Raw genomic sequence first — 11,475 nt, forward strand, 5'->3', positions numbered from 1 at the left:
AGTTTCCATGGACAAAAGACTGATGGTTGTCGCGGTGGCGACGTTGGCATTGGGCATCGGCATCGGCGCGATGTGGCCGGCCTCGAGCAATATCGAAGCGCACGCCGACGAGGCTTCCGAACACGCTGATCACGCCGAGGAAGGCGCTGCGGCCGACGGCGAACATGACGAAGAAGGGCACATCGAACTAAGCACCGAGCAGATCACTGCCGCAGGCATTCAACTGGCCGAGGCGCGGGCGCAGAGCATCAGTCTCGGCCTGTCGTTCCCCGGCGAAGTGCGCTTCGACGAGGATCGCACGGCGCATGTCGTGCCGCGAGTGCCAGGGGTGGTCGAGTCGGTGGCGGTCAACCTCGGGCAATCGGTGAAAAAGGGCCAGTTGCTGGCGGTGATCGCCAGTCAGCAGATCTCCGATCAACGCAGCGAACAGGCTGCCGCGCAACGGCGTCTGGTTTTGGCGCGGACTACCTACGAACGCGAGAAAAAGCTGTGGCAGGACAAAATCTCCGCCGAGCAGGATTTCCTGCAGGCGAAGCAGGCGCTGGAAGAGGCGGAAATCGCCATGAACAACGCCCGACAGAAAATCAGCGTGCTCAGCGGCAGCGTGGTCGCCACTGGCGGCAATCGTTACGAACTGCGCGCACCGTTCGACGGCGTGGTGGTGGAAAAACACCTGACGCCAGGGGAGGTGGTCGATGAGACCACGGCAGCATTTACCCTTTCGGATCTGTCGCGGGTGTGGGTCACCTTCGGTGTTTCGCCCAAGGATCTGAACAAGGTGCAGGTGGGCAAACCGGTCACCGTCAGCGCTGCGGAATTGAAAGCCGAGGTCACCGGCACCGTGGCCTATGTGGGCAGCTTGCTTGGTGAACAAACCCGTACCGCGACTGTTCGCGTCACCCTGGAAAACCCGCAAGGCTCGTGGCGCCCGGGGCTGTTCGTCAACGCGCTGGTCGCCACCGACAGCCGTCTGGCAAAAGTCGCCGTGCCGGAAACCGCGATCCAGACCGTCGAGGACAAACCCACGGTATTCGTGCGCACCGACGATGGCTTCAAGGCGCAAGCGGTGGAGCTGGGCAGTCGCGCCGCCGGTTTAGTGGAAGTCACTCAAGGGCTGGACGCCGGCGCGCAAGTCGCCAGCGCTGGCAGCTTCGTTCTCAAGTCGGAGCTGGGCAAAGCCTCAGCCGAGCACAGTCATTAATTCTGGAAGGTCCTCATGTTCGAACGCCTGATCCAGTTTGCCATCGAGCAGCGCATCATCGTGCTGCTCGCCGTTCTGCTCATGGCCGGCCTCGGCATCGCCAGTTATCAAAAGCTGCCGATCGACGCCGTGCCCGACATCACCAACGTCCAGGTGCAGATCAATACCGGCGCCGCCGGATTCTCACCGCTGGAAACCGAGCAGCGCATTACCTTTGCGATTGAAACCGCGATGGCCGGTTTGCCGGCGCTGGAGCAGACTCGTTCGCTGTCGCGCTCCGGGCTGTCGCAAGTGACGGTGATCTTCAAAGACGGCACCGACCTGTTCTTCGCCCGCCAACTGGTCAACGAGCGTCTGCAGATCGCCAAGGAGCAATTGCCCGAAGGCGTGGAAGCGATGATGGGGCCGATTTCCACCGGCCTCGGCGAGATCTTCCTGTGGACGGTGGAAGCCAAGGAAGGTGCTCTCAAGGATGACGGCAGCGCCTACACGCCGACCGATCTGCGGGTGATTCAGGACTGGATCATCAAGCCGCAACTGCGCAACGTGCCTGGCGTGGCCGAGATCAACACCATCGGTGGCTTTGCCAAGGAATACCAGATTGCGCCTGATCCGAAACGCCTGGCCGCGTACAGACTCACGCTCACCGATCTGATCACTGCGCTTGAGCGCAACAACGCCAACGTCGGCGCAGGTTATATCGAGCGTAGTGGCGAGCAGTTGTTGATTCGCGCCCCAGGCCAAGTCGCGAGCACCGAGGACATCGCCAACATCGTCATGGCCAATGTCGACGGCACGCCGATCCGGGTGAAGAACGTCGCCACCGTGGAAATCGGTCGTGAACTGCGCAGCGGTGCGGCCACGGAAAATGGTCGCGAAGTGGTGCTTGGCACGGTGTTCATGCTGATCGGCGAGAACAGCCGCACAGTGTCGCAAGCGGTCGCGAGCAAGCTTGAACAGATCAACAAATCCCTGCCGCAAGGCGTAATCGCTGTACCGGTGTACGACCGCACGCACCTGGTCGATAAAGCCATCGCCACGGTGAAAAAGAACCTCGTCGAAGGCGCGATTCTGGTGATCGCGATTCTGTACCTGTTCCTCGGCAACATTCGCGCGGCGCTGATTACCGCGATGGTGATTCCGCTGTCGATGCTGTTCACCTTCACCGGCATGTTCAGCAACAAGGTCAGTGCCAACCTGATGAGCCTGGGTGCGCTGGACTTCGGCATCATCGTCGATGGCGCCGTGGTGATTGTCGAAAACACCCTGCGCCGCCTGGCCCATGCGCAGCAGCATCACGGGCGATTGCTGACCCGTGCCGAGCGTTTCAAGGAAGTCTTTGCGGCGGCGAAAGAGGCGCGGCGTCCGCTGATTTTCGGCCAGTTGATCATCATGGTGGTGTACCTGCCGATCTTCGCCCTGAGCGGTGTCGAAGGGAAAATGTTCCATCCGATGGCGTTCACCGTGGTCATCGCATTGCTCGGTGCGATGTTGTTGTCGGTGACCTTCGTGCCGGCGGCGATTGCGTTGTTCGTGACCGGCAAGGTCAAGGAAGAAGAGGGCGCGGTGATGCGTGGCGCACGTCGTGTGTACGCACCGGCGTTGGACTGGGTCATGGCGCATCGCACGGTGGCCGTGGGCGCGGCGTTGGGCGTGATCGTGTTCAGCGGCGTGTTGACCAGTCGCATGGGCAGCGAGTTTGTACCGAGCCTCAGCGAGGGTGATTTCGCCCTGCAAGCCTTGCGCGTACCGGGCACCAGCCTGACGCAATCGGTGGACATGCAGCAGCGTCTGGAAAAGTTGATTCTGGCCAAAGTGCCGGAGGTCGAACGCGTCTTTGCCCGAACCGGCACCGCGGAAATCGCTTCCGATCCGATGCCGCCAAACATCTCCGACAGCTACGTGATGCTCAAGCCCAAGGATCAATGGCCGGACCCGGGCAAGTCCCGCGAAACCCTGATGGCCGAACTGCAAGCGGCCGCCGCGACGCTGCCGGGCAGCAACTATGAACTGTCGCAGCCGATCCAGCTGCGCTTCAACGAACTGATCTCCGGCGTGCGCAGCGATGTCGCGGTGAAGGTGTTCGGTGATGACATGGACGTGCTCAACGCCACGGCGGCGAAGATCGCGGCGGCGATGCAGAAGGTCACCGGCGCCTCTGAAGTGAAGGTCGAGCAGACGAGCGGGCTACCGGTGCTGACCATCAACATCGACCGCGACAAGGCCGCGCGTTATGGCCTCAACGTTGGCGATGTGCAGGACACCATCGCCGTGGCGGTGGGCGGGCGTCAGGCCGGCACCTTGTACGAGGGTGATCGACGTTTCGACATGGTGGTGCGTTTGTCCGATGCCATGCGCAAGGACATCGACGGTTTGTCGGCGCTGTTGATTCCGGTACCGGCGCTGAGCGGCGCGGCGAACCAGATCGGGTTTATCGCACTGAAGGACGTCGCCAGCCTCGACCTGGTGCTCGGGCCGAATCAGGTCAGCCGTGAAAACGGCAAGCGTCTGGTGATCGTCAGCGCCAACGTTCGTGGGCGCGATATCGGCTCGTTCGTCAGCGAGGCCGCTGAGGTGATCGAACGCGACGTGCAAGTCCCGGCCGGTTACTGGACCAGTTGGGGCGGGCAGTTCGAGCAACTGCAATCGGCGGCCAAGCGCCTGCAGATTGTGGTGCCGGTGGCGTTGCTGCTGGTGTTCGGCTTGTTGTTCATGATGTTCAACAACCTCAAGGACGGTTTGCTGGTGTTTACCGGGATCCCGTTTGCCTTGACCGGCGGCGTGATGGCGCTGTGGCTGCGCGATATTCCGTTGTCGATATCGGCGGGCGTCGGGTTTATTGCCTTGTCCGGGGTGGCGGTGCTCAACGGCCTGGTGATGATTGCGTTCATTCGTAATCTGCGTGAGGAAGGGCGGTCGCTGGCGGATGCGATTAATGTCGGCGCGCTGACACGATTGCGCCCGGTGTTGATGACCGCGCTGGTGGCGTCGCTGGGCTTTATTCCGATGGCGCTGGCGACGGGTACGGGGGCCGAAGTGCAGCGACCGCTGGCCACCGTAGTGATCGGCGGAATCCTGTCCTCCACGATCCTTACGTTGCTGATCCTGCCCGCGCTGTATCAACTTGCCCACCTGCGGGATGAGGATCCGCTTCTCACTCGGTAGGTGATTCCCCCTGTGGGAGCGGGCTTGCTCGCGAAGAGGCCGTGTCAGTCGACATCAATGTTGAATGCCACACCGCCTTCGCGAGCAAGCCCGCTCCCACCGTTTTTTGTCTGGTCTGGAACCTGTGCCAGGCACATTACGGATATGTAATTTCCACGCCACCGTCACGAAAGGTTCGGATTGTTACCTTGATCCCGTCAGTTACTTAAACGAGGAATCAAAGATGAAAATCGTACAGATGGGTGCTTTTGTAGTGGCGTTGGCGATGTCTTCCCTGGTCGTGGCTGAAGGCGGCGGCGACCGCACTTTCGACCGGATGATGACCAACAACGACCGCTCCATGGAGCTGTTCGTGGCCAAGGAAAAAGCCGCCGGCAACCCGGTGGTGGTTAATGAAAAAGCCGTCGACAACAGCAAGAGCCTGTAAGCGACAGCACTTGATCAAGCCCGTCATCGCGCATCGATGCTGGGCTTTTTTTTAAGCCTGGGTGGGAAGGAAATGGATATGAAAATGCTCAAGTTGATCGCGTTCGCCGGTGTCATGGCGATGTCTTCTCTGGTCATGGCCGAAGGCGGCGGTGACCGCACCTTCGAGCGCGCCTTCAGCGCCAACGCCAAAGCCATGGAGCAATACGCCGCCGAGCAAGGCAAAGCGGCGCCAGTGGTGAAGGACTACGAATACGGCATGAAGCTGGACGTGGTGAAAATCGTCAGTGTGGTGAAGCCGCAGCCAGGTTGCGCGGTGGTCCCGACGGCCATGACCTACGAGGATTCGAAAGGACAGCTCAATACGCTCAAGTACAGCGTGGCGGGTGTGTGCCGCAACAGCGGTGGCTGAGGACGCACACGTTGCGTATTTCAATTCGGAATGTTTAAAACTTGTGTGGGAAATGCTGAGCTTTCCCACACAAGTTTTCAGGTTGCCCGTCGGACATCCGCTCTCTACCCAATGTTCCAACCTGCGTACAACTTCCCCCTTTCCTTCGCCTCGGCCACGGTGATGCTCGGCGACTTTGCTGCGTTGCTGGAAGGCACGCATTGCAAGACGCTGCTCGGCATCGCCCAAGTCGTCATGCTCGGCGAACTGGCGGTGAACAAGGCACTGGATAACGTCAATCCTGCCGCATAACTCGGTGGGAGCGGGCTTGCTCGCGAAAGCGGTGTGTCCATTCAATATTGATGTCGACTGACACGGCCTCTTCGCGAGCAAGCCCGCTCCCACAGGTATCTGCGGTGTGATATCGATCGGGGCACAAAAAAGGCGTCCCGAAGGACGCCAAAAATTCACCTCTGACCAAAGGAGCAAGGAGCTTCTAAAAGGTGAATGGTATTGCTCGTTAAACTCAGAGAATCGCCAGCGGGTATTCGACGATCACGCGTACTTCATCCAGGTCGGATTCGAACGCCGTGGCGCGGGTGGTGGCCTGACGCAGGCGCAGCGACAGGTCTTTCATCGAACCGCTTTGCACCACGTATTTGACTTCGACATCCCGCTCCCAGCGCTTCTGGTCGGTCAGCGGATTACCCTCGGCATCGCGGCGCATGTACACGGCGTTGGCGTTGGAATAGTCCGCGTCAGTGCCGCGTGCGTAGCGGGTCATGAAGGACAAACCGGGTACGCCGTACGCGGTCATGTCGAGGTCATAACGCGCCATCCACGAGCGTTCTTTCGGCGAGTTGAAGTCGCTGTACTGGATGGAGTTGTCGAGGAAGATCGAGTCGGACTGGCGCAGGTAGTCGAAGTCGTCGTTTCCGTTGTTGCGCTGGTGGGAGAGGGCGACGGAGTGGGCGCCGAATTTCACGCCGACACGGCCGCTCCAGATGTTGTTGTCGAACCGCCCGAGCAATTGCTTGCCTTCGTCGACAGCCTTGTAATAGTTCAGGCCACCGAACAATGACACGTCATCGGACAGTGGATAGGTCCATGCGGTGCCGGCGTAATACTGATTCCAGGCGTCCTTGAGGCGACTGGAATAGAGGCTGAAGCTGAGGTTCTTGTTCAGCGCATAATCGCCACCGCCGTAAGCGATCCACGGCGAATTGACCGGGCCTGCGTAGAAGGTTGCGAAGTTCTCGCGCATGTCGCTGGAAACCGGTTGGCTCATCGCGTGCAGGCGTCCACCCTGAATCGACAGGCCTTCGATGCTGGTGTTGCTCGCTGTTACCCCGCGAAAACTTTCCGGCAGCAGGCGCGAGTCACCGGCCGCCACCATCGGGTTGGCCGGGAACACATCACCGACCTTGACCACCGTATCGAACGCCCGCACTTTCGCGGCGCCACCGACCTTGGTGTATTCATCCCGCGCCTGACCGTCGCTGTTGACCGGCAACACATCAAACGAACTGCGGCCACCGTTGCGCCCGTCGCCGGTGTCGAGCTTCAGCCCGATCATCGCAAACGCATCGACACCCACCCCGACGGTGCCTTGGGTGAAACCGGATTCGAACTTGCTGATCACCGCATGCGCCCAGGCTTCGGAATAACCGTTGCCGGTGGGGCTGGACTGGCCGTTACGATGATCACGATTGAAGTAGAAATTGCGGTTGAGCACCGTCAGGCTGCTGCCTTCGACAAAGCCCTCGGGCTTGTCTTCGGCAAACACCATGGACGGCCCGGAGCCGACCACCACCGCTAAAGCGGCCATCGACATTTTTTTATGGTTAACCATCAAACACTCCTTGGGATCGGCAGAGCGGGAACGTGCTTCGGCGTAAGTTTTATTGTTCGGCGGGGCAGGGCCCGCCGGCATTGGTCGCCGGGTGACATCGTTACAAGCTGCGGATAACGCCAAGGTGATGGGGGAATTACAATTTCGTCATGTGAGTGGAGTGAAAACGGTCAGGTCAGGGCTGCGAGCTGTTCGATAGTTTGGGGGAAACGTTCGACCAGACGGATCAGGGTTGTGGCCTGAGCATTGGGCGTTGCTCGTCCTTGCTCCCAGTTTTCGAGTGTTCGCGTGTTGGTGCGTAGATACATCGCGAATACTGACCGGGAAAGATTAAGTTGCTGACGGATGGCTACGACTTCCTCCGCAGTGATCGGCATCAGTTTTGGCAGCTGAACCTTGTGGGTACGCAAGGTGATTTTGCCTTGGCGTTCATCGGCCAGTGCTTCCAGTCCATCCATCAATTCGGAAAAAATGTCACGTTTCATAGTGGGTTCTCGCGTTGAGTTCTCTATCCAGTGTTTTTCTGAAAAGTTTTTTCTGGGCAGGTGTCAAATCGTCCTGCTCGTTTTTGTTGTAGACGGTAAAGAGCCAGAACTGATCGAAGCCTGACCACCAGTAATAAATCACTCGTAATCCGCTGCGCTTACCTTTGCCTCTTCGTTGGTCGCTAAAGCGAATTTTACGAAGCCCGCCTGTGTCCTCAATGAGATCGCCCGCTTGCGGATTTTTCAGCAACTCCAGTTGAAAGCTGCGAAACAGTTCGTCATCCAGATAGTCGTCTCGGTGCTTCTGAAACACAGGCAATTCGATAAATAGAGCATCCATGTTCTGTACGCTACCTACGTATAGTGTTGTCTCGATAATCGAATCGGTCAAGGCCTCCTGGCCCTGCTTTTCGTCCCTTTTTCAACGGTAGACGCCGGTCGTAAAAACACCTGTAGGACGAATTGACGGGAGCTGTAGGAACGTTCGACTGATCTGTGAAGAGGCTTCGCAACTGGCGTGTCGGAACAATCGCGCAGCAGTGTCCAGCGCCGAATGGCGAAAGTGGCGGGGTGTGAAGCTATGAAGAGGGTGGATGTGCCGACGCCATCGCGGGCAAGCCACGCTCCTGCAGTAATCCGGGGTGGCACAGAATTTGTGAATGACACACAGCCTGTAGGAGTGAGCCTGCTCGCGATAGCGGAGTGTCAGGCACTGAATATGGTGGAAGTGCCGACGCCTTCGCGAGCAGGCTCGCTCCCACATTGGTTTTTGGGTGTACCCGGATTTTGTGAGCGACGCACAAACCTGTGGGAGCCGGGCTTGCCCGCGATGAGGACAGCGCAAGCGCTCGAGATATCGAATCCTGTAAAAACAAAAACGGCACCCGAAGGTGCCGTTTCTTTTGTTGCCAGTTCTAACGGAGCAATCAGCCCGCCAGACCCGCCTGCTGAACCAGTGTCAGCAATGGCTGCGGGTACACACCCAGGAAGAATGCGACCAGGGCGATGGCCAGCAGCATTACGCCGCCTGCCTTCTGTTCCCAGTGCAGCTGGGCGTCATGGCGACGCAGGTTTGGCTCGATCAGGTACAGGGTGACCATCACGCGCAGGTAGTAGAAGACGCCGATGGCGCTGCCCAGAACCAGCGAACCTACCAGCCACCACTGGTGCGATTCGACACCGGTCGCGATGATGTAGAACTTGCCGATGAAGCCAGCGGTCAGCGGGATACCGGCCAGGGACAGCATCATCACGGTGAGTACGGCGGTCAGGTACGGACGGCGCCAGAACAGGCCGCGGTACTCGTACAGTGCGTCGGCGTCACGGCCGTTGTACGGCGAGGACATCAGCGTGATCACGCCGAACGCGCCGAGGCTGGTGATCACGTAGGTGACCAGGTAGACGCCGATGGCTTCCACCGCCAGACCCTTGCTCGCCACCAGTGCGATCAGCAGGTAGCCGAAGTGCGCGATGGACGAGTAACCGAGCAGACGCTTGAGGTTGCTCTGAGTCAGGGCCAGCAGGTTACCGAACAGGATCGAGGCAATGGCGATGACGGTCAGTACGTCGCTCAGCACGCCACTGCTGGCAGCAGGGGAGATCTGGAACAGACGCACCATGACCGCAAACACCGCAACCTTCGAAGCGGTCGCAAGGAAGGCTGCGACCGGTGCCGGAGCACCTTCGTAGACGTCAGGCGTCCACAGGTGGAACGGTACCAGCGACAGCTTGAACGCCAGACCGATCAGCATCATGCCCAGGCCCAGTTGCGCCAGCGAGCTAGGCAGGCCGGTTGCAGCCAGTGCCTGACCGATACCGACGAAGCTCAGCGAACCCGAGTCGGCGTACAGCAGCGCCATACCGAACAACAGGAACGCGGAACCGGCGGCCGACAGCACCATGTACTTGATGCCGGCTTCCAGCGAACGCTTGTTGAAGAAGGCGTAAGCCACCAGACCGTAGACCGGTACCGAGAGCAGTTCCAGACCGATGAACAAACCGGCGAGGTGCTGCGCGCTGACCAGAACCAGACCGCCGGCGGCGGCCATCAGGATCAGCAGGTAGAGTTCTTCACGGTTGCCCGGGTAACCCGAACCGCCATCGCCCAGATAGGCGTGGGCGAGGGTGACGCAGGCGAGGGTGGCGACCAGGATCAGCGCCATGTACAGGCAGGCGAAGGTGTCGATCTGCAGCAACGGGGTCACGGCCAGAGGCGCGACTTTCAGTGCCGGCAGGATCGACAGCAAGGCCAGGTTCAGACCGGCGACCGAGATCAGGAAGGTCTGCGAGTGGTTGCGGCGCCAGGCGATTGCCAGCATCACCACGATAATGGTGAGGCTGGTGATCAACAGTGGCGCAAGCGCAATAAAGTGTTGAATCGTGAATTCCATAGCGCTCTTACCGGGCCGAAGCGAGTTGAGTGAAGGCGGTGCCGAGCCACTGCTGCACGCCATGCATCGTGGCGGCGGAAGTGTCGAGGAACGGCTGCGGGTAGACGCCGAGGTAAACCAGCAACGCCGCAAGGCCCAGCACCATGATCAGTTCGCGACCGTCCATACCGTGCAGGATCGAATCCGATTTGGCCGGGCCGAAGTAGGCGCGGTGGATCATGATCAACGAGTAGACCGAACCGAACACCAGACCGGACGTGGCAATCGCAGTGATCCATGGCGCACTGGCGAACGTGCCGATCAGGATCAGGAATTCGCCGACGAAGTTACCGGTCCCCGGCAAGCCCAAGGATGCGGCGGCGAAGAACAGGCTGATTGCCGGCAGGTAAGCGATACGCGACCACAGACCGCCCATCTCACGCATGTCACGAGTGTGCAGACGCTCGTACAGCTGACCGCTGAGGATAAACAGTGCCGCTGCCGACAGACCGTGCGCCAGCATCTGGATCACAGCGCCTTGCAGCGCCAGTTGGCTGCCGGAGTAGATGCCGATCAGGACGAAACCCATGTGAGAAACGGACGAGAAGGCGATCAGACGCTTGATGTCGGTTTGGGCGAACGCCAGGAATGCACCGTAGAAAATCCCGATCAGACCGAGGGTCATGGCGATCGGCGCAAACTCGGCCGAGGCGTTCGGGAACAGCGGCAGGGCGAAACGCAGCAGACCGTAGGCCGCGGTTTTCAGCAAGATACCGGCGAGGTCGACGGAACCTGCGGTCGGTGCCTGGGCGTGAGCGTCAGGCAGCCACGAGTGGAACGGCACCACTGGCAGCTTGACCGCGAAGGCGATGAAGAAGCCGAGCATCAGAATGTACTCGGTGGTCATCGACATCTTGGTTTTCAACAGGTCGGCGTAGTTGAAGGTAATCACGCCGGTGTTGTTGAAGTTGACCAGCACCAGACCCAGGATCGCCACCAGCATGATCAGGCCGGAAGCCTGAGTGAAGATGAAGAACTTGGTTGCTGCGTAGATCCGGGTTTTCTTGCCGTCCGAAGAACTGTGACCCCAGAGCGCGATGAGGAAGTACATCGGCACCAGCATCATTTCCCAGAAGAAGAAGAACATGAACAGGTCGAGGGCGAGGAACACGCCGACAACGCCGCCCAGGATCCACATCAGGTTCAGGTGGAAGAAGCCAACGTGACGTTGAATCTCTTTCCACGAGCAGAGTACCGAGAGGATACCCAGCAGACCGGTCAGCAGGATCATCAACAGCGACAGGCCGTCGAGGGCCAGGTGCACGTTGATGCCGAAGCGCTGGATCCAGACATGCTTGAACTCAAGCGCCCAGGTCGGATCGGCGCCAGGCGCCGGAGCAAATGAATAGTCACCGTGGGCCCACAGCCAGAGGCCGAGGGCGAGTTCCAGGGTCATGGTCAACAGCGCAATCCAGCGGGGGAGGGTAGCGCCGAAGCGCTCACCCATCCAGCACAGCAGGCCGCCGATGAAGGGGATCAGGATTAGCCAAGGCAGAATCATGACGGGCTCGTTTCCTTTCGCAAAT

Annotated in this window: 9 protein-coding genes and 1 pseudogene; 5 read left to right on the forward strand and 5 right to left on the reverse strand. The window is 59.7% G+C overall.

What is annotated here, in order from left to right:
• The first annotated feature begins 7 nt into the window (after nt 1-7).
• From AC0J41_RS08810 to AC0J41_RS08830, 5 genes and pseudogenes are all read left to right on the forward strand, one after another.
• Complete coding sequence (locus tag AC0J41_RS08810; protein WP_473015214.1) at nt 8-1,201, forward strand: efflux RND transporter periplasmic adaptor subunit; 1,194 nt, start codon at nt 8-10, stop codon at nt 1,199-1,201.
• Nucleotides 1,202-1,216: 15 nt separating this feature from the next.
• A complete protein-coding gene (locus tag AC0J41_RS08815; RefSeq protein ID WP_473015215.1) occupies nt 1,217-4,366 on the forward strand; it encodes a CusA/CzcA family heavy metal efflux RND transporter in 3,150 nt (1,049 codons plus the stop codon).
• A gap of 223 nt (nt 4,367-4,589) precedes the next feature.
• Entirely contained in the window at nt 4,590-4,793 is a 204-nt protein-coding gene (locus tag AC0J41_RS08820) for a co-regulatory protein PtrA N-terminal domain-containing protein (RefSeq protein ID WP_473015216.1), read from the forward strand.
• Nucleotides 4,794-4,871: 78 nt separating this feature from the next.
• Nucleotides 4,872-5,204 carry a co-regulatory protein PtrA N-terminal domain-containing protein gene (locus tag AC0J41_RS08825; protein ID WP_025108986.1) on the forward strand — a complete coding sequence of 111 codons (333 nt, stop codon included), beginning with the start codon at nt 4,872-4,874 and terminating at the stop codon, nt 5,202-5,204.
• A gap of 141 nt (nt 5,205-5,345) precedes the next feature.
• Nucleotides 5,346-5,495, forward strand: a pseudogene (locus AC0J41_RS08830) (DUF6124 family protein); the annotation flags it as partial.
• 214 nt (nt 5,496-5,709) lie between these two features.
• Here the strand turns inward: AC0J41_RS08830 and AC0J41_RS08835 are convergent.
• From AC0J41_RS08835 to nuoM, 5 genes are all read right to left on the reverse strand, one after another.
• Nucleotides 5,710-7,035 carry an OprD family porin gene (locus AC0J41_RS08835; RefSeq protein ID WP_473015218.1) on the reverse strand — a complete coding sequence of 442 codons (1,326 nt, stop codon included), beginning with the start codon at nt 7,033-7,035 and terminating at the stop codon, nt 5,710-5,712.
• Between the two features lie 170 nt (nt 7,036-7,205).
• Nucleotides 7,206-7,520 carry a helix-turn-helix domain-containing protein gene (locus AC0J41_RS08840; RefSeq protein WP_007964870.1) on the reverse strand — a complete coding sequence of 105 codons (315 nt, stop codon included), beginning with the start codon at nt 7,518-7,520 and terminating at the stop codon, nt 7,206-7,208.
• Nucleotides 7,510-7,860 carry a toxin gene (locus tag AC0J41_RS08845; RefSeq protein WP_473015219.1) on the reverse strand — a complete coding sequence of 117 codons (351 nt, stop codon included), beginning with the start codon at nt 7,858-7,860 and terminating at the stop codon, nt 7,510-7,512. The genes AC0J41_RS08840 and AC0J41_RS08845 overlap by 11 nt, the downstream gene beginning before the upstream one ends.
• 586 nt (nt 7,861-8,446) lie before the next feature.
• Nucleotides 8,447-9,910 carry an NADH-quinone oxidoreductase subunit NuoN gene (gene nuoN, locus AC0J41_RS08850; protein WP_007920173.1) on the reverse strand — a complete coding sequence of 488 codons (1,464 nt, stop codon included), beginning with the start codon at nt 9,908-9,910 and terminating at the stop codon, nt 8,447-8,449.
• A 7-nt stretch (nt 9,911-9,917) separates the two neighbouring features.
• Nucleotides 9,918-11,450, reverse strand: a complete 1,533-nt coding sequence (nuoM, locus tag AC0J41_RS08855) for an NADH-quinone oxidoreductase subunit M (protein ID WP_025108989.1) — start codon at nt 11,448-11,450, stop codon at nt 9,918-9,920.
• Nucleotides 11,451-11,475: the final 25 nt, after the last annotated feature.

Source organism: Pseudomonas sp. Arb-4-2C (assembly GCF_055755015.1).